16 protein-coding genes are annotated in these 18,058 nt (G+C 69.2%); 2 read left to right on the top strand and 14 right to left on the bottom strand.

Translation table 11 applies throughout. The features are described 5' to 3' along the window. Positions 1–73: 73 nt before the first annotated feature. Genes NOD94_RS04785 through NOD94_RS04750 form a run of 8 tightly spaced genes read right to left on the bottom strand, consistent with a single transcriptional unit; the run spans position 74 to position 8,487 of the window. Complete coding sequence (locus NOD94_RS04785; protein WP_281204420.1) at positions 74–637, bottom strand: DUF4913 domain-containing protein; 564 nt, start codon at positions 635–637, stop codon at positions 74–76. After that, positions 630–2,366, bottom strand: coding sequence for a type IV secretory system conjugative DNA transfer family protein (locus NOD94_RS04780; protein ID WP_281204419.1), 1,737 nt, complete (start codon positions 2,364–2,366; stop codon positions 630–632). Before NOD94_RS04780 ends, NOD94_RS04785 begins: the two co-directional genes overlap by 8 nt. After that, positions 2,363–3,961: an ATP-binding protein gene (locus NOD94_RS04775; RefSeq protein ID WP_281204418.1), complete on the bottom strand. Its 1,599-nt coding sequence runs from the start codon at positions 3,959–3,961 to the stop codon at positions 2,363–2,365. Before NOD94_RS04775 ends, NOD94_RS04780 begins: the two co-directional genes overlap by 4 nt. Positions 3,962–3,968: 7 nt before the next feature. Beyond that, positions 3,969–5,420: an SCO6880 family protein gene (locus NOD94_RS04770; RefSeq protein ID WP_281204417.1), complete on the bottom strand. Its 1,452-nt coding sequence runs from the start codon at positions 5,418–5,420 to the stop codon at positions 3,969–3,971. Then, on the bottom strand, positions 5,417–6,898 hold the full coding sequence (locus NOD94_RS04765; RefSeq protein WP_281204416.1) for a hypothetical protein: 1,482 nt from the start codon (positions 6,896–6,898) through the stop codon (positions 5,417–5,419). The genes NOD94_RS04770 and NOD94_RS04765 overlap by 4 nt, the downstream gene beginning before the upstream one ends. Then, positions 6,895–7,698, bottom strand: a complete 804-nt coding sequence (locus NOD94_RS04760; protein WP_281204415.1) for a hypothetical protein — start codon at positions 7,696–7,698, stop codon at positions 6,895–6,897. The genes NOD94_RS04765 and NOD94_RS04760 overlap by 4 nt, the downstream gene beginning before the upstream one ends. Before the next feature lie 10 nt (positions 7,699–7,708). Then, complete coding sequence (locus NOD94_RS04755; RefSeq protein ID WP_281204414.1) at positions 7,709–8,008, bottom strand: hypothetical protein; 300 nt, start codon at positions 8,006–8,008, stop codon at positions 7,709–7,711. 2 nt (positions 8,009–8,010) lie between these two features. Further along, entirely contained in the window at positions 8,011–8,487 is a 477-nt protein-coding gene (locus tag NOD94_RS04750) for a hypothetical protein (protein ID WP_281204413.1), read from the bottom strand. Between the two features lie 444 nt (positions 8,488–8,931). Between NOD94_RS04750 and NOD94_RS04745 the strand changes: the two genes are divergently transcribed. After that, complete coding sequence (locus NOD94_RS04745; protein WP_281204412.1) at positions 8,932–9,993, top strand: NlpC/P60 family protein; 1,062 nt, start codon at positions 8,932–8,934, stop codon at positions 9,991–9,993. Between the two features lie 164 nt (positions 9,994–10,157). Here the strand turns inward: NOD94_RS04745 and NOD94_RS04740 are convergent, their stop codons facing one another. The 3 genes from NOD94_RS04740 to NOD94_RS04730 form a co-directional block, all read right to left on the bottom strand. Then, positions 10,158–11,309: a hypothetical protein gene (locus NOD94_RS04740; RefSeq protein ID WP_281204411.1), complete on the bottom strand. Its 1,152-nt coding sequence runs from the start codon at positions 11,307–11,309 to the stop codon at positions 10,158–10,160. A gap of 17 nt (positions 11,310–11,326) precedes the next feature. Beyond that, positions 11,327–12,991, bottom strand: coding sequence for a mobilization protein (locus NOD94_RS04735; protein WP_281204410.1), 1,665 nt, complete (start codon positions 12,989–12,991; stop codon positions 11,327–11,329). 92 nt (positions 12,992–13,083) lie between these two features. Continuing rightward, the gene (locus NOD94_RS04730; RefSeq protein WP_281204409.1) at positions 13,084–13,518 is read right to left on the bottom strand and encodes a MobC family plasmid mobilization relaxosome protein; all 435 of its coding nucleotides are present in this window, start codon (positions 13,516–13,518) and stop codon (positions 13,084–13,086) included. A gap of 241 nt (positions 13,519–13,759) precedes the next feature. Between NOD94_RS04730 and NOD94_RS04725 the strand changes: the two genes are divergently transcribed. Further along, positions 13,760–14,110, top strand: a complete 351-nt coding sequence (locus NOD94_RS04725; RefSeq protein WP_281204408.1) for a hypothetical protein — start codon at positions 13,760–13,762, stop codon at positions 14,108–14,110. Positions 14,111–14,327: 217 nt separating this feature from the next. Here the strand turns inward: NOD94_RS04725 and NOD94_RS04720 are convergent, their stop codons facing one another. The 3 genes from NOD94_RS04720 to NOD94_RS04710 form a co-directional block, all read right to left on the bottom strand. Continuing rightward, the gene (locus tag NOD94_RS04720) at positions 14,328–14,852 is read right to left on the bottom strand and encodes a DUF6248 family natural product biosynthesis protein (protein WP_281204407.1); all 525 of its coding nucleotides are present in this window, start codon (positions 14,850–14,852) and stop codon (positions 14,328–14,330) included. Positions 14,853–15,312: 460 nt separating this feature from the next. Further along, positions 15,313–15,942 carry a hypothetical protein gene (locus NOD94_RS04715; protein ID WP_281204406.1) on the bottom strand — a complete coding sequence of 210 codons (630 nt, stop codon included), beginning with the start codon at positions 15,940–15,942 and terminating at the stop codon, positions 15,313–15,315. Next, the gene (locus NOD94_RS04710; protein WP_281204405.1) at positions 15,939–17,762 is read right to left on the bottom strand and encodes a hypothetical protein; all 1,824 of its coding nucleotides are present in this window, start codon (positions 17,760–17,762) and stop codon (positions 15,939–15,941) included. The genes NOD94_RS04715 and NOD94_RS04710 overlap by 4 nt, the downstream gene beginning before the upstream one ends. Positions 17,763–18,058: the final 296 nt, after the last annotated feature.

Genomic DNA, 18,058 nt, shown 5'->3' with positions numbered 1-18,058 from the left:
GAAAGGGCTGCCAGGGGACCAGGGCAGGCTGGCAGCGGCCGCGAATCCGTTGGACCCTGCGGCCGCCGACCGGTCAGTCCTCGGAGTGGCTCCATGCGCTCGGCACGATGCTGGGCAGTCGGTGAGCCACTTGGTGCTCGGACTTCGTGCAACCCGCGAACGGTCCGGTGGAGGGGCGGAGCTCCCTGAGACAGGGGTCGAGGTGGTCCCTGTGCCATGTGCTGGGGCCGGTGTATCCACAGGTGGCCGGGTCCGTCAGTTCCTGCCAGGCCAGCCACACGGCGTGCAGGCGGGCCACGGCGACTGGGTGCTCGAACCACACGTGACACCAGCGGGCGTCGGAGCTTGGTTCGGCGAGGTAGCCGGGCACCAGCACGCCCTCCACCCACTCGATCAGCAGCCGCAGTTCATCGTCGTACTGCGGGGGGTCGAGCAGCAGGATGAAGGGAGGAAACTGCTCCTCCTCGTCCTCGGGTTCATCACCGTCGGCCGCGTCGTCGTCGCCGTCATCGCCGACTCCTGAGGTCAGCTGCTGGATCTGGCTGGACAGGTGAGCGACCGTCGCCTTGAGGTCCTCCAGGTCCTGGAAGAGTCCGACCGGCACGTCGAAGTCGGGCAGTCCTTCGTCATCAGCCACGGCGTGCGGCCTTCCGTTGCTCGTACGCGGCGACGGCGCGCTTGGTGATCGCCGCCTCCTCTTCCTTCATCTGCGGTCCGATGTGCGCCATGGCCTTCTCGGCGTACCAGGGCCTCAGCGCGATCTGGGCAACGGGCATGCCGGTCGACATCAGCAGCGCTGTGCCCTTCCTCATGGCGCGGATCTCGGCGGGGTCGAGGACCTGCTCGCGCTGCTCGCTGTAGCTGCGTGAGTAGCCCTCCTTCCCCTTGGAGTAGGAGCCGCGCTCGACGTAGTGCGCGCCGGTCAGGGTGGAGATGTCCTGCGCGAACTTCGCGTCGTCGATACCCACACCGATGATCTTCTTCGTGGCGGCCGACCACATCGAGTCCATGCCGACCTCCCCCCAGGACTTCACGCCCTGACGGTAGGACTGGAGGATGACCATCGGTGTGATGCCTCGGGATCCGAGGTGGCTGTAGAGATCGGGCAAGTCGCCGATCTTGCAAATGTTGGCGGCCTCGTCCAGGACGGCGCGCATCGGCTCGGGCAGGCGGCCGCCGTTGCGCTCGCCCGCCTCGGTGCCGGCGGTGAACACGGCGTCGGCGACCGCGGCGACCAGCGCCGAGGACGGGCCGCCCTTCTTGCTCAGCAGGTACAGCGTGTCCTTGCTGGTGGCGAAGGCCTCGGGGTCGAAGCGCGGCCTGTCCTTGTCGGGGGTGACCCACGCGAGGACCTTCTCATCTCGCAGCGCGCTCATGGCGGTTCGGGCATTCTGGTAGATGCCCGACTGGGTTTCCTCGGCGATGTTGATCGAGGAGTCGACCTGCTCGGCGAGGACCGCCTCGTGCTGGTACAGCACGCGCAACGGGGCCTTCTCCTTCGGGTCCGAGAGCCACTGCATCACCTCTCGAATGGTGGCCCCCTCCCACCACGCGGCCCGGAACAGGCCGGTGAGGAGGTCTCCGGCAGCCTGACTCCAGAACGGGTCGCCCTGCTCGGACGTGATCTGATTGACGAAGTGCCCGGCAAGGCGCTCGGCGCCTTCCAGGGTCTCGGCCTGGGCCACGAGATCGACCCAAACGCCCCGCTCGGCCTGCGCCACCCCTTGGGTGTCGAACAGGAACGTCTCACCGATCTGGCCGCGACGGCGAAGAGTCGCCGCGTAGACATCGGCCTTGTTGCTGGTCATCAACAGGGCGCCCGGTGCCTCGTCGGCGACCGGGATCGCCAGCGCGGTGGACTTGCCGGCTCGCGGCGCCATGATGGCGACGTAGGTGTCCTCGTCGCTCCCGCGCAGCTCGACACCGGACGGCAGGTGGTCGCCCAGCAGCACGCCCCGGTCCCGGGCCGCGAGCTCCCTCGGCTTCACGTCCCTCAGGGAGGCCCGCAGCCGGGTTGCGGAGAGGGCCGCCCCCTTGGGCGCGAGCTCGCGCACCTGGTGCAGGGTGGCCAGGCTGCTGCCGTTGCGGAACCACTTCAGGCAGACCCGCAGACCCCAGACCACCAGGACGACGACGGCGACGTCGAAGAGGCCGGCGCCGATCGCGGAAGCGGTCTGGGAGTGGGGCCACACCGATGCCCACTCGGTGGCCATGCGGTAGACGGTCACCGGGGATAGGGGGGCGACTTCCTCCCCGGTCAGCACCGCGCCCGCCGCGGCCCCCGCCCAGGAGGCGGCGGCCAAGGTCACCGCACCGCCGAACAGGGTGCCCCCGAAGGCCCACATCCTGTCGTTCTCGGTCATCATCGGCTGCCCCCCGAGGTGGTGGTTGCACGTCGTTGGTTGGTGTCCGTGCGGTAGAGCCGCTTCTCGGTACCGGTCAGCTCCAGGGCGGCTGCGATTCCCGGACGGGTACCGATCTTGATCAGGTACTTGCCGCGCCCGGGGTGGCGGGTGCCTTCCTCCTCGACGGGCCGGGCCCCCTCCTCGTCGTCGTAGACGGTGGGGTCGATGTCCAGGCCGGTGGAGGTGGCCGATGACCAGGAGCCGATCATCATGCGTTCCTGCTCGGTCAGGGACCGCTTTCCGGTGACGCGCCGAAGCTCCTCCTCGGACGAGGCCCCGATCACCCACGTGTCGCAGCGGTCCATGAGCCCTCGGGCCTTGGCCCGGTCCTGCTCGGTCGGCAGGGCCTCGACGTCGAGGAGGGAGTGCGTCACGTAGATCGTCACGTCGTCGGTGGTGCGGTTCAGCCGCGAGATCGCGTCCATCGCGTCGACCAGGCCGGGACCGGACCGCAGCGCCCGCCACATCTCGTCCATCGGGAGGACCAGCTTGCGGTCCATCAGGCCGATCGAGCGGGCCGAGTCGATCGAGGAGTACGTGTACGCCCACGTGGCGATCATTCCTGCGGAGACGACGTCGTTGCCGCGGGCCCGCAGGGCGCTGATGTCCACCGACACCGCGGGGGCGTTGATGTCGAGGGGGGTGGTGGTCGGGCCGTCGAAAAGACCCCGCAGAGGCCCGCCGATGAGGTTGTCGAGCCCGGCGATGACCGAGCGGGTCAGGTCCTGGTACCGCTCGCCGTCGGCGGTCAGCTTCGCACGGAGCTCCTCCGGCGCGGCCCGCAGTACTCGTACGACGTCGGAGATGATCGGGTCACTGCCCGACTCCTGGCCGTCGGAGGCGAGGTGGACGGCCGTGTCCAGGGCGCTGCGCTCGATCTCGTCCGGCGAGCGCCCCAGCCCGTGCTTGGTCGACAGCAGCGCGACCAAGGTTTCCAGCCGACGCCCGTTGAGGACGTCGAGGAGGGACTGGCGCCGGTCGGTGGGCAGGGATTGGACGCGGCCCTTGAGCGGGCCGCTGTCGAGGGGGTTGAGGCGGCCGATGCCGTCCCCGATGCGGACCACGGATCCGCCGAGCTCCGAGATCAGCGTGGAGTACTCGCCCTTGACGTCCCCGGGGACGCACACCATGTGCCCGTACGCCGAGTACACCAGGCAGACGCGTTTGACCAGCGCGCTCTTCCCGGCGCCCGGCTGGGACATCACCCAGACGCCCGGGTTGGTCGTCAGCTTTCCGGTCCAGCCGGACGGGTCGACACACACCAGCTCGCCGGTGAGGAGGTCCCGTCCGACCGGCACGCCGCGCGGTGGCAGCCCGGAGCCGAGGAGGAACGGGTATATCCCGCCGGCCTGGACGGTGGGGCCGGTGTAGACGGTGCCCGTGTCCTCGACCGGGGAGCGGCCGCCGAAGCGGCCGCCCCAGCCCAGACGCGGCGCGAAACGCCCCTTGAGCTTCTTCTCGACCTGCCGTTCCTGGCGGGTCGGGCCCTGTTCGACCGACGCGCGGGTCACCCGCTTCGGCGTGGTCACCACCGGCGGTTTCGGCTTGCGTGCCATCGCTTCGTCAGTCCTTCACAAGGGGGTTGTAGCCCAGCGGCAGCCCGGCCGCGAAGACGGCGGCCTGGGCGCCGTAGGCCAGGCGCATGCGGATCCCACGCGTCGCCTTCTCCGCGCGCTCCAGCTCCTGGCGGGCAGCGGGCAGTTCGGCCGTGCTGCGGGCGGTGACGGTCACCATGAGCGTCCAGTCCACGACCTGGGCGCCGCCCGCCATCTGGGCGGCTGCCTGCTCCGCACGCCGGGAATCGGCCCGCTGAGACCACTTCGCGCGGCCCTTGATCTCGGCGGTCGCCTGCTCGCGCTGGTAGGCGTGGCTGATCTCCCGCTCCAGCACCGCCTCCCCCTCACGGGGATCCAGGACCCGGTAGGCGAGGGTGATGCGCCGCTGGAAACGGCCGGGCGCCAGCAGGGGCAGGAGCACGCTGTAAGGGATCGGGCGGCGCGGCAACTCCCGCAGGACCCACGACACCGACACACCGCCGTCGTGCGCGTACTCCTCCCAGCCGTCGTCGGCGGCCTGCGGCCCGCACTCCGACCACGACAGGTCCGCGAAATCGGCGTCGCGGGCATTGAAGACGTCCGGGTCGTACGCACTGCGCACCAGGCGGCGCAGGTCGATGTCGGTTGCCCGACGCTCGATGTCGGTGCCGGTGCCGGACAGGTCGATCGAGTCGACGACCTTGAGGGCCTCCCCCACCTGTTCGGCGAGGTCGGTCGGCGGGCTCGCTGCGGCGCTGGGATCCACCGTCACCGACATCCACGGCGCCACCGACGCGGTCGCGTGCGGCGTCGTACGCACGAGCTCGTCGATCAGCTGCTTCGCCAACTTCGGGGCGTTCGGATCCTTTCGGGCCCTCACGTCGTCGCCGAGGGCCTCGCCGGCGCCCGGGGTGATCTGCACCGTCACCGAGGCGCCCTTGATCTGCTCATCCGTGCTCATCGAGTCCAGGACCGACGACCAGGTGCGCAGGCTGCTCTGCACCGCCCCGGTGGGCGCCATCAGGCTCCCACCGGGCGCCAGCAGGGTGCTGATGGTCATCCGACCAGTCGCCCGGTCGTGGACGACACCGACGTCGCGGCCCGTGGTCGGGTCGTGCGCCTTGATCAGGGTGGAGGAAGCGCCCACTCCGGGCAGGTCCAGCACGTACGGGTAGGGCAGCAGCACCCGCCGGAAGGAGGTGGCGTCGAAGCGGGCCGCCCTCCTCCAGGACACCTTCGCCCAGTAGTAGACCAGCGCGGGCATGCCGTGCCGACGCGCGGCGGCCAGCCCGAGCACGATGGCCGTCATCGGCAGCGTGAGCAGCAGCGTGGCCGGGGCCTGGACACCGATGAGGCCGTCCGCCAGCAGCACCAGGGCCGCGATGATCGTGCCGCCCTTGGACAGCCCACCGAGTCCGAAGGAATGCCGGGCACGGAAACCCTCGACCATCAAGGTCTTGGGTACCTCGTGTGCACTCACTGCTGTCCCCCGCTTGCGTCGCTACTGGCGTGCTGGATGGCGTCATTGACCCCGTCGATGACCTGAATGCTGGCCGCGAGCACAATCGCCGCCGGGCCACCGGCGGCCGCGCCCGCAGTACCCGAGGCTTCGGCACCCGTGGCTTCGGCCTCGGCAGGAGCGCTGCTCGGCCCACCTCCGCGCGGGGCGGGAACCGGACTTCCGGCTCCGCTGTCCTCGTCGCCGTTGCCGCCCTGGCGACCCATGCTCTGCTCGACGTACTGGGCGCGCTCCACCGCGGACGGCGGCCCCGGGGGCGGCGGGGAGGGCGGCTGGGAAGAGGAGGAGGCGTCGGGCCTCGGGGGCGGCGGCGAGGACGGGCCGTCCTGCTTGCCGCCCTTGCCGGCGAAGTAGCCCGCCGCCCCGGCGAGGGCACCACTGGCTCCGCCTCCGCCGGCCATACCGCCTCCCACCGCCATGCCGAAGGGCATGAACACCTTCATGAGCGGGATGGGTGCGATGAGCCCGAGCACCAAGGTCGCGAGGCCGCGCAACCATTCGAGCAGGCCGGGCGCACCCATCTGTGTGAAGCCGGCGCAGATGATGATGGCCAGGAGGAATTTGTAGAAGACGATCACCAGGGCGCTGGAGATCAGCTTGGGCAACCACTGCCGACTGGTGTCCCCGCCCATTCGGCCGGCACCGGCGATGGGCAGCATGAGGCAGATGATGGGGATGGCCGCCTCCCGCAGGAACATCGACACCATCTGGAGGAACGTGACCGGCAGCAGAATCGCCACGATCCCCGCGGCGTGAATCGGGTTCGCAGTGTCCGGAACCATGGCGCGGTCGAGTTTTTCCCAGGTCGCGTTCGCATCGCCGATCGCCGATTCGACGATTCCTGCGGTCGCCGTGTCCAAGGTCCTGAGCAGCAGCACGAACAGGAACAGCCCGGCCACGGACAGCACGACGTTCTCGGCCCAGCCCGTCATGGACCTGCCGAGTTGCTTGGTCTGCCCGGTGAGCGCCATCCTTCCGACCTGCCACATCAAGCCGCCGACGGCCACCAGCAGACCGACCCACATCAGCATGCCCGCAAGACTGCTCTCACCGTCCCACAGGGTCGTGGCATTCAGGTCGATGGACGGCGTGAACAGCACGAAGGTGAATGCCTTCTTGAGCAGCCATCTCGTCACGTCCTGACAGGCCACTGTGAAGTCGCCGAAGAGACTGTTCTTGATGGACTCCCAAGCCTCGTTGACCACCTTGTCGACAGCCTTGGCGACCAGACCGCACGCTTCATCACTGCTGATGTCGGACACGAGCTCCACGAGCATGCCGACGGATCCACCCGACCCGACGTCACAGATGGTCTCGACGATCACCTTGGTCGTGCTCGGAGGATCCTCGGGCGCTGCCATCGCCGTCGTCGACACGGACACCGCGAGACCCAGAGCGGCTATCAGGGCGAGGAAGAGCAGAATCGGCCGACGTCTCACGAGGCCTCCCGCAGCGCGGTCCACCCAGCAGCGTTGAACTGGGCGTCCCCCGGAGCGACGATCTGCGGCTGCTCCTTGCCCTTGACCTCCTTGAAGGCACGCACCCCCGCCTCCACCGTGAGCTTCCAGTCGTTGTCGACCCACTGCGCTGCCACCAGCGTGCGGCTGTAGGCACCGCCCTCCTTCGCTGTCTCACCGAAGCGGGAGGTGGCGTTGGACAGCACCCACACGGCGACCTCGTCGTTCGACTGGGTGACGATCTTGAAGCCGATGGGGGTCACGCGTTGGTAGGAGCCGGCCGGCAGGGGCGAGCCCGGACTCACGCCCGCCTGCTGCGCCAGCCGATCATCCACCCCCTTGCCCTGCTGTTCGATCAGCCGCTTCCTGTCGTCGCTCTGGTCGCTCTTGGCGAAGTACGAGTGGTAGACCCGCAGCTGCTCCGTCCTGCCCGTCCTGCCATCGCCGATGGAGGTCTTGTTGCCCTCCAGCAGCATGGCGATGGCCCCCTCCTTCGTGTGCGGGTAGCCGACCTTGCTGCCGTGGATGTCGGTGTTCTGACCGCGCGGCAGGACCGCCCAGCGCTGAGGCTCGCTCCAGTCCTTGGGCGGGGCATACGTCGTCACCGGGCTCGGTGTCGCCTGCCCGGCGGCGCCCGGGGCGGGTGTACTCGCCGCCGGCGTGCCCGACCCGGCCTCGTCCCCGCTGAGCAGCGAGTAGCCGGTCAGGCCGAGTACGGCGGCGAGCGCGACGCCCGCCACCCACACGCCCGCGCTGTTCCATGTTCCCCTCGTACGAGACACGACCCGCCGCCTACGCCGCGATGCCGTTGAGAATGGTGATCAGGGATCCGGCCAGCAGAATGCAGGCCACCCCGCCCCCCATCCACTTGAAGGGCTCGCTGCCCCCGCCGCCGCGGCTCTTGTCGGAGACCGCCAGCTTGAAGACGCCGTAGCCCGTGCCGCCCACCCCGGCCAGGATCATCAGCCACATGCCGTACCCGAAGATCTCGGAAATGGCAGGGCTGAGCCCCGGGATCTTCGTCGGCGTGGCATCCGGAATACCGTCAGCAGCCACGATGAGGTCGCCCGCAAGGGTGAACATGTCATTCATCGTCAGTTTCCTTCCATCGCACGCCGCAGCTTCGCCGCTGCGGCCTGAACGTCTTTGAGCTCCAGGGCCTCCTCGGGCCCCTTGACCGCGCGCAGGACCGGCAGATACGCCACCCGCACCACCCCGGCCAGCCGCCCCTCAAGGGCACGCACCAGGTAGCGGGCATCGGCCACCGGCCGAACCGGTGCGTCGGAGACCAACACCAGCCACGGCTTCGGCAGGGCCCCCCACCGCCGCAGCAGTTCCTCGACGCGTGTCGCGCCGTACACGGTCGTATCGGCCACCAGCACCGGCTGCGCGCCGTACGGAAGCATTTCGGTCGGCCCCAGGACCCTCGCCTGCGCCCCGCCGGAATCCTCGTCCAGCATCATGGTTACGGTCGCCTCTGCAATGCCGTACCCCTGCACGGGAATCAGGGCGTACCGGAGCGGGGCGGCCTCCCGGCCCTCCTGAAGTGATGCCATCGGATGCGCAATCACGCCACAACTCCCCCCTAAACAAACGCTTTTCAGCCACGATCTTTGGTCCGTGGGACAGCTGAGGCTAGCGTGCCTGCAATAGCCCGACTCACGGTGCTGAAGGCAGGTCACAGATGTCTCACTATCCCGACGGGCGACAGCAGCCACACCACGCGACCGACACACCCCCCGGCGCGTCAACCCCCGTAGTCAGCCACCACTCGCGCGGGGCTCGCAACAACCTCGACCACCGGGCTGCATTCCACTGTCCGAAACGCATCGGTCGACGTTTCGTTGTGCGAACCGGCGGCGATCCAATGCGATCTGACACTACGTGAGACGCGACTCCGCCTAAAGCCCGGCCCGAGCTCGTATAGGGCACATGTCAACACGCCTCGCGAGCCGGCAATCCGGGCCCGTGGCCACAGTCGGACGGCAACCGAGACACGCAGTGGGGGATGACGAGTGAAGGTGTTCGCCGGCATCACCGGGGCGATCATGATACTGCTCACGCTGGTTGTGGGCGGAGCGATGCTGTTCATAGCCGCCGAAAGCAATGCCGCCGCGGTCGGCACCGACGGCGGCCACGGCCTTCAGGGCGTCCCTCAAGAGTTCCGCGAATGGATCCTGCGAGCGGACGCCGAGTGCCCCGACCCCGAGATCACCCCGGCACTGCTGGCCGCCCAGCTCTACCAGGAATCGAAATTCAAGACCAGCCGCGACGAAGCCACCTCCCACGCCGGCGCCCAAGGACCCGCCCAGTTCATGCCCGACACCTGGACCAGCTGGGGCCGCGACTCCGACGGCAACGGCCAGAACTCGCCCTGGGACATCGGCGACGCGGTCATCGCACAAGGCCGCATGATGTGCTCCCTCATACAGACCGCGAAGCGCTCCGGATACTCCGGTGACGTGCGCGCGCTCGCCCTCGCCGGATACAACGCAGGGTGGGGATGGGTCGACGAATACGACGGCGTCCCACCGAGGTCGTTCGCGGGCGGCGAGACCTACGACTATGTCCAGGCCATCCTCGCTTCCATCCCGCGGTTCGAGGGACAGGGTCGGCTCCAGGTCTCCGGCAAGGGCAACGGCCCGGACGCCCTCCGGCGAGCTGGCACTCGCCTCGGCACCCCCTACTCCTGGGGCGGCGGCAGCCCCGCAGGCCCCACCACCGGCTTCTGCGACGGCGTGAACGGATACCTCAACGGATCATGCTCCGCATCGCGCACCGCCGGCTTCGACTGCTCATCGCTCGTCCAGTACGCCTACTGGCCCAGCACCCAACTTCCACGCACCGCCGCACCACAGTTCGGGGCCACCTCCAGCCGCCCCGTCGCGCGCGCAGATCTGAAGCCCGGCGACCTCCTGTTCTGGTCCCACGGCAGCGCGGAATCCATCTACCACGTCGCTCTCTACGCCGGCGATGGCAACGTCCTGCACGCCCCACGCACAGGCAAGAACGTCGAGGTCGTCCCCCTGGCCAACGCCATGCCCGAGGGCGACTACTTTGGCGCCACCCGCCCCTGAGAACCGCTTGAGATCCATCAACCTCGCAGCGATCTCTCGTTTTCCTCCGGGCCAGGACTCGGGCCTGAGAAGTTCGTCCGTACGCAACAGTGTCAAGCCACCGTCTGACGAACGGGCCGCAGGCCCCCGAGGGACTGCGGCCCGCAAGCGCTACAGCAGTCGAACTACCTGGACCTGCCCTGCTTGGCAGGCTGCCCGACCGTCCGGTGCGCGGCCACGGCCGGCGTCGTGGGCGTCGCCGCCTTGGCCACCGGGGCCTTAGTAGGACCCCCGGACGACTTTGCCCTGGCCGCCGCAGAGTTCACCAGCCCGGCCGAATCCGACGGCCCATCGAGCGGACTCTGAAGCGCACGACTGGTGGCCCCCAGCAGGCGGGAGCTGAGCCCCGACGGAGACCCCTTCTCCCACGAGGTGTTCTCCGTCAACTTGTCCAGGTGGGGTTCCAGGTCGATGCCCTCGCCCTCCATCTTGGCCATTCGCGCGGCGATGAGCGGCCACTTCCTGGCCGTGATGAGCAGGGCCGCATCGTTCTCGCGGCCCGGGAGTGCCTCGCGCACCATGCGCTTGAAGCGGTCGTCTTCCTTGGGTGAGATGGACAGCTGCCGCATCGCCCGCTGCCGGTCGGCAAGGTCGAGATTGCGGGGCACGTCCAGGCCCGTCGTCAGCGGCCCGTATGCCGTCAAAGTGTCCCGACTGGCCCGCGGTCCCGTGCCCGCCCCGAGAACCTTGGCGACGGCCTGGTCGACGCCAAGGCCCTCATCGTGGGCCGACTCCAAAATCTCCCGGACATCCACCCCCCTCTCGTCAAGGCTTCCCATCTTCGCCGCGATGTCGGGCCACGTCGGCGAGCTCAGGATCGCCTCGCGCACCGGCCCTGCCGGCATCGTCTCCCGAAGCAGTTTCTCCCACTCGTCCGTGCCGTCCTGGGCCACCCGGGCGGCGTTGGCGGCCACGGCGTCCCGTACCGTCACCGCGATCTCGCCTACGCGCGGAAGGAACAGTTCCAGGTCCACGCCGGCGTCCTTCAACGCCTTCAGCTGCTGAGCCATCTGAGGCCATTCCGCGTCCTCCATGAGAGCCACGCCGAGGTCGGACGGAAACAGCTTCTTCGTCTCCTCCTTCACCTCGTCAACCGCCTCGTCCGGCGGCGGCAGTTTCCGCTCCACGCCGTTCTGGCTCTGCTGGTAGCGGCGTACCGCGCCCGCGATGGCCATGACCAGCTTCACGGCCATCACCGCGCTCTGCATCGCCTCCTTCAAAGACTCCTCAACCGGCTCCCCCTCGATCGGTGCCGGCGTACCTGCTGGTGTACCCATACCGCATCTCCCCTTGGTCAGCGGGCCCGTCTCGGGCCCTTGAACGGCTCATCACCGGGTGGACGGCGTCCAGGCTCGGACGGCGCCCTTCCGCGAATCGGACCCGACGGTCTCCCCTTGCCTCCCGTAGTCTCCGAAGCCGGTCTCGTGGTCGCGGCGACGGCCTCCTGCCTCTGCCTCTCCCACCCGTACAGTCGCCACACCAACACCTCGGCGACCGAGTCCGCCGAAGCCAGCTCGCGACTGGCAGCAACTGCGGTCAGCACCTCGACGGGGTCATTGCCCGACCTCTGGATCTCCAGCAGGCGCGCACGCAGCGAGGGCCAGGCCGCATCCACCAAAATGGCCGGGGCCTGCCGAGGCAGTGCTTCCTGAACCACAGCGGTCATGACGCTGCGATTGCCGGGTGCGGCCGCACCTCGCCGGGCGGAACCCGGTCGTGGAGTGCGCGTCCTGGGACGGAAGCCACGCGCGGCGTTCGCCCCGGCGGTCACCTCGACCGCCTCGCGCAGCAACCGTCCGGCTCTCCCGGCCGCCTCCGCCTGTGCCCGATGCGTCTGCGCCTGATGCCAACGGATTGCGGCGTCAACGGCTGTCACCAATGAAAGAAGGAACCCCAGTGCAGCCGCTGTGTCATTGCGGCCGACCGCGGACACCGATTGCGACAGCGTCCGTGCCGACTGTCGATACAGCCCCCGCGCCTGCCCCTCCAAGGCTCGGTCGCCAGGAGCTCGCGAGGCCCGCTCGAACTCGTACGCCGCTTCCTTCAGCTGACGGCGCACAAGGCGCGGAGCGGTCACGGCAGCGACCACGATCAAATCGCCGAGCGCAGCCACCTCTCCCGCACCCTCCGAACGCCCACCGGCTCCGAGTTCTTCGCCGGCCTCCCGAACCTTCGCCTCAGCCAGCCGCCAAAGCTGTCCCACGGAGGCCACCGAAGGGATCGGCGTCTGCCAACGCTCGCGTACCCGCGGAAGAGAGAGGTCCGGCGCGAGTTTGGACCCGGAGAAAAAGATCGGAGTGTGCGCGGAGTCGCGGTCGCCCGGCATCGCCACCGAGTAGCCCGTGATGTTTCCGTCCGGGGCGATCCTCTGCTGGACCCGGACTCCTGCGGTGCCGAGCCGAGCGAAGAAGTCCGTCTCGTTCGTGGCGGCGGCAGCTGCCTCCCGAACCACGCGCTGAAGGGTGACGCGCACTGGCTCCGAAAGTCCCCGCCGCTCGGCCTTCTCCTTCTCCCCGGTCTTCGGCCACTTTCGCGGCGTTCCATCACCATGCGTCAGCCGTCGCAGTCCCAGCTCGACCTCGAAGCCTCGCGCGGCGGCTTGCATTCGCAGCTTGCTCCAGCCGAGATCCGGCTGCTTCCCGTCCTCCCGCGCCCGAGTGGCCACGATATGGATGTGATCATCGGCGTGCCGGACCGCGACCCACCGGCAGGCCTGGTCATCACCGTGAGGGTGAATCCCGGAGGCGTGCATCATCTCCCGTGCGATCCGGGCCCATTCATCATCCGTCAGGATCCGGTCCTCGGGAGCATTCCGCACTGCCACGTGGAAGACGGGCAGCGGCGGCTTCTTGCCCTTCAACGCGTACACCGGCGCGTCCAACAACAGCGCGAGGTCTGCCAGCGAAGTACCCGGCGACCTAGCCGGGTCACCGACATACGGCGCCCACGCAGCGACCATGCGCGGGTCCACGTGCTCGTCCCGCTTTCCAGGACCGTACAGATACCTCAACAGCCCACAGGTGTCATCACCGTCCCGTGCCTGCTTCGGCATCATCCCCGCGGCCGCCGCTCACGCATCAGCACGAGCGTCGCCTCGTCCAGACGTCGCACAGCCGGCTCCACAGCCCGCAGAACGGCGGCCAGCTGCGCTGCGGTCACCTCGCCGTCGGCGTTCAAAGCCTTGGCGATCTGGTTGAGGTTGTTGCCGATCCTCGCGACCTGTTGTCTGGCCTGGATCAGCTCTGAAACCACGTCCTTCGTCGACGCCGCCACCGGAGCCACCTTCTCGGCAGCCACGGCCAGCGCCGCCTCACCCACGTAGGCGGCAACGGCCTGGCACTCGCGTCTCGCCGCCTCACGCACCACAGTCAGCTCGTCTTCGTTGTACGAGATCTTGATACGGGTACCGCGAGGGCCGCTGTCCTCGCGGCCGCGGCGGCTCACGGTGGTCTTCCGCCGCTCATCCGCCGATGCAGGCTCCGCCACAGCGCCTCTCCAACCCCCCGGTCCGTGCTCGGACCAATGATCACCGGGGCTCCCACAGTAGTGGGCAGAAACCGGGGATACGGATTACTGGGCCCAGTAATCCACAACTCGCTTCTGCTTTCCAAGGTCTCCATATCCGTGCGGGCATTCGGGTTTGACGCAGGCTCAAAAGCATTACCTCTGCGGCACGTTGTCGGAGTTTGGCAACGTTGCCAGGCTCAGGGCGACGTACGATACCCGCATGTCTGCACACGAGATTCTGCAACGCATGGAGCGGCTTCAGGCTGCTCGCGCCGAGGCGATCGCGCCTCTCGCGCAGATCCAGGACGAGCGCGCTGATCTGCTTCGACGCCTGGCCGCGCTCGATGAGCCGTACGGGAAGGCGTACGCCGACGCCGAGGTCGCCGGATGGTCGCCCCAGGAGCTGACGGAGATCGGCATCGACGAGCCGGTGAGGCGGCCGAAGGGCCGGCCCCGCACTCGGAAGGCTGTCGCCAAGAGGTCGACCGACGCCGCACCGGTGGCCACGATCCCGGCGCAGGAGACGGCCGTTGACGTGCCGCTGGTCGACGCCGGAGGTCAGGCCGGCTGAACTCACGAAGACGCACTGAGGGGCCCCGCTCAGCGGGGCCCCTTTTCGTTGTTGCGGTCACTTCCCACTCCGGCCTTGGCCAGCGGCATCCGGGCAACGGGCGCGTCTCTGCCCGGGCATCCGAGAACCGGCCGGCTGCCGCTTGAGGGTTGCGAGCCTGCACTCATGGTCCGTGGTCTCAGCTAGACCACTCGACGCACGAAGTGGCGGCCGACGTTCAGAAGAGACCGTCCTGGACCGGTTCGAACGGTGCGTGCGTCGATGGCGGCGAAACGTCGGTCGGCGCCGGCAGCGGAGTCGCTTCCACCTCGACCGCCTTCGCCCTCCTTCTCGGCTTCTCCGGCGCCAGCCCATCCTTCGGGCACGGGCAGCGACACCACCAGACACAGGGCCCTCCGTCGGGGCGGAGAATCAGGTCTGCGACCACTCGTCCGTCGGGAAAATACACGCCATCCGTCTCCACCGTCTCCACCGCGGGGCCACCCTGTTGCCGGTGGATGCAGAGGTCACAGCGGCCGTTGAGGCAGTTCCAGCAGGTGCCCCTCTCACACTGACTCCAGCGTGTGAATCCCCACGGGTAGCCCTCGTCGATCTCCTCGCCCTTCCGTAGGTATGCGGGCCACACCGTGCCGCGCACCCAGGCGGCAGTGGCCTCGCTCATCTCGCGGCCTGATGACGGCTTGGTCGCGACGGGGTCCACGATGCCCAGGTGGAGTGCGCGATGCAGAGTCAGGGCATCCATGTCGCGGACGATCTCCGTCTCCTGCGGCGTGAGCGTGCGCTAGGGGCGACGAATGACATCCTTGAGAGGATCGCGTCTGGGCGTGCTCTCATCACGTGGCGCGAACAGGTGGTGCAGCAGTACTTGGTCGGGCATGACGCTCCTGATGGTGAGGTTCGTGGTGTGTGTCGGCGTGGATTCCCGCCCATCCGACGCATCCAATACTCTCAATTTTTAGAGTGCGGGTCAAGGCCGCCAGTAACCCGGTACAGCCGCCCCCCGAGCGTTGGCGCGGCTCATAGATCGACATCTCCGGCGCCGCGCCACACCCCCGGGTCGGACCGTCCACTCGGCCCCGGTTCGCCCCCGCGCGCCTGCGCGCATCGTCGAACGGAGGGTGGCCCCCAGGATGGTTCTGAGGCACGGAAAAGGCCGGCGCCCGCCGTCTCCGGAGGATGCCGACCGTGTTCGATACGTGGCGCTAGCGGCTTCCTCGCCGAGCCTCGGTAACGACGCGTTTCCAGGTGTCGATGGACTGGCCGTGCCGGCGGGCGAGATCGGCGGCGACCTCTCCGGGCCTTCTGTCTGGGTCGGCCGTCAGGGCTTCGACGGCCAACTGGATGCGGGGGTCCGGCCCCTTCTCGGCGGCGGGCCCGGAGGGGCGACCGCCGGCTGTTCCGAACGCAGCGTTGGCGTCCACGAATCCCCAGAGCTGGCGCCGGGTCCGGTACTCGCGCACCCGGGTCGGCAGTTCCTCGACGCGCACGGGAGCGGGCCAGCCGGGCGGAGGATTCTTGCCGTACTGCGTGATCCGGCTCGGGTCGATTCCGAGCAGCCGCGCCTGCGCCGCCGGCGCGAGTTCCTCGTCCGGGTCACCGGTGCGGTCGACCCTGGCCTCGGCGTCCGACTTCTTGCGGTCGGCCTGATGCCGCTCGAACCATTGGGCCCACAACTCCAGGTCCCAGTGCATGACGCCGTCGATGGCGCGGGCCATGGGGTGGTTGTTGTCCTCGCGCGCGGACCACAGCTTCGCCAGGGTGGCCCGACTGTAACCGCTGTGCGTGATCAGGTCCTCGCGGGTCGCCCACAGGCGGCCGTCGATCGTCTTCACGGGAGTGCGCTCCTGATGGTGTCGGGTCGATGCGATAATGGTGCCCGATCTGGTTGACGGGCTTGTTGAGGGCCCTCGGTGGCCAGATCAAAGGCCCGGCGGGATTCCCACGCTTTTGCGCCCCGCCGGGCCGTCTGATGTCCGCATCCTGGCCGTTCAGCCGCGGGCGCGATCGACGATCTCCCACAGTTCCACGTGGAAGACTGCACCCCGTACCCCATCGCGAGGGTACGGGGCCTCTGCGGCGCAACCTGCTCCTGATTGAAGCGTTCAAGCACCAGGGGAGCGGGATTCCCTCCCCACTCCCCCATCGGACTGGCATCAGTCACCCGGTCCGGCGAAACCGGGCTCCGCCGTGGGCACCGTCCCTGACGGGGAACTTGGCTACCTGCTCCCAGATCTGCGGTATCGGGCGGTCGCCCCGGCGGAATGCGAAAGCACCCAGTGGTGACGACCTCCGCGCCGTCTTGCTCCTCGAACCGGGCGCGCGGGCCGGCCTGCTCGATGATGTCGAGGTCCTCGCGCTGGACCCCCGTCAGGCGGCTGGCCGGGACGTCGGAGTTGACGGTGAGGCCGCGGAAATACTGGAGGACCCGGCCGTCCTCCCGGTCGACGCCGTAGCTGCGGCTCACCGCGCGAACCAGGGTGGCACGGGCATGGGCCTCGGTGTGCGGGGAGTCGTTGACCTCGGTGGCTCCTCGGGTGCGGGTGGGCCGGTTGTGGTGGTGGGATCGGGTGAGCTGACGGGGGACGACGGGGAGGCGGGCCGGGACGCTGGGCGCGGCGGCCGATGCCTGCGGGGCCGGGGTGAGGCGGGCGGCTTCTGCGTGGAGCTCGGTGACGAGGTCCGTGGGGAGTCGGTGCTCCTCGACCTGCTCGGGGGTCGGGACCCATCCGGCCGGGCGCTTGGCGTAGGGGTTGCGGACCTCCTCGGCCTTGACCCAGACATCGCGGAGGAGGTCCTCCCGGTCCTCGGCGGCCCAGCGGACGGCGGCCTCCGCGTACCAGGCGTCGCGCTCGGCCTGGCGACGGGTCATCTCGGCGTCGAACGCGGCGGCCCGGCGGCGGGCCTCGGTGCCGTTGCAGAGGGGGCGGAGGGACTCGGCGTGCTGACCGCGGTTCTTGAGGACGGGGGCCGGGGTCTGGCGGGTCCACACGAGGTGTGCGCGGCGGCCGTCGGCGGTGAGCTCGACCGTGGCGCGGCCGGCCGGGTCGGGGGCGGTGACGGTGAGAAAGCCGGCGGCGACGAGCGGGGGGAGGAGGTAGGCGGCGACGCGGCGGCCGGTGCGGGAAGCGTCGGCCGCGTGGCGTAGTGCGCCGTCCTGGTCGAGGAACAGGCGGCCGGTCGCGGCGTGGTCGACGGTGCCGGCCTGCTGGGCGGACCAGCTGAGGGCCTTGGCCTGCTCCTGCTGGCGGTGCTCCTCGCGGTAGTCGATGACCTCGGCGGCCGGCTCCTCCACGGCCGGGGCGGCCGGCTCCTCGACGGGGGCGGCGGCCGGAGTGGCGGGCGGGGTCTCACGGACGCGGCCGGCCCGCACGTTTCGGACGGTGCAGATCGGGAGGCCGCCGCCGGTGTACCGGACGGAGACGGTGAAGGGGTACGGGCCGCGGCCGGTGCGCTCCTCGATCCGGTCGGCGTTCGCGGCTACGACGTTCTCGGCCTCACGTGAGAGGAGGACCACGTGCGTGTGGTCGCGCTCGCCGTTCACATAGAGGCCGATGATCCGGAAGTCCTTACTGCGGCCCTGCTGGAGGCCGAGCTCCCGAAGGACGCGGGCGATGGCGACGGTGGGGGTCTTGGCGGTCGGGACGAGAGTCACAGGTTTTCCCTTCGAGTTGAGGTTGACGGATGGGCCCGGGGGCCCGACGTCGGTTGGGGGATTCCCGCCCCCCTCCCGACGTGCCTAATACTCTCAAGTTTTGCCGGTTGGGTCAAGCTCACCCATGCAGGTCGGAGCACATTTCGCAGCGCGTCTCGGCACGTCGGGGGCTGGTCGGTCATCCCCGCCCGGCGCCGGCGCCGGGCGGGCGTCCCCGCGCGCAGAAGGGTCCGGGGCCGTCGAAGGTGCGTCGCGTGTGAGCGCACCCCCGACTAAGAGCTCCCGTTCGATCTCCG

It is taken from the genome of Streptomyces sp. Isolate_45, assembly GCF_024721315.2.
Lineage (GTDB): Bacteria > Actinomycetota > Actinomycetes > Streptomycetales > Streptomycetaceae > Streptomyces.
Note: the sequence above shows the minus strand (reverse complement) of the source record. Positions and strands in the feature narration are given on the sequence as shown.

Excerpts from the sequence above, each read along its gene's own strand:
- NOD94_RS04780 (WP_281204419.1), bottom strand. The coding sequence starts at position 2,366 with ATGATGACCGAGAACGACAGGATGTGGGCCTTCGGGGGCACCCTGTTC.
- NOD94_RS04775 (WP_281204418.1), bottom strand. The coding sequence starts at position 3,961 with ATGGCACGCAAGCCGAAACCGCCGGTGGTGACCACGCCGAAGCGGGTG.
- NOD94_RS04755 (WP_281204414.1), bottom strand. The coding sequence starts at position 8,008 with ATGAATGACATGTTCACCCTTGCGGGCGACCTCATCGTGGCTGCTGAC.
- NOD94_RS04740 (WP_281204411.1), bottom strand. The coding sequence starts at position 11,309 with ATGGGTACACCAGCAGGTACGCCGGCACCGATCGAGGGGGAGCCGGTT.
- NOD94_RS04735 (WP_281204410.1), bottom strand. The coding sequence starts at position 12,991 with ATGGTCGCTGCGTGGGCGCCGTATGTCGGTGACCCGGCTAGGTCGCCG.
- NOD94_RS04725 (WP_281204408.1), top strand. The coding sequence starts at position 13,760 with ATGTCTGCACACGAGATTCTGCAACGCATGGAGCGGCTTCAGGCTGCT.
- NOD94_RS04720 (WP_281204407.1), bottom strand. The coding sequence starts at position 14,852 with ATGGATGCCCTGACTCTGCATCGCGCACTCCACCTGGGCATCGTGGAC.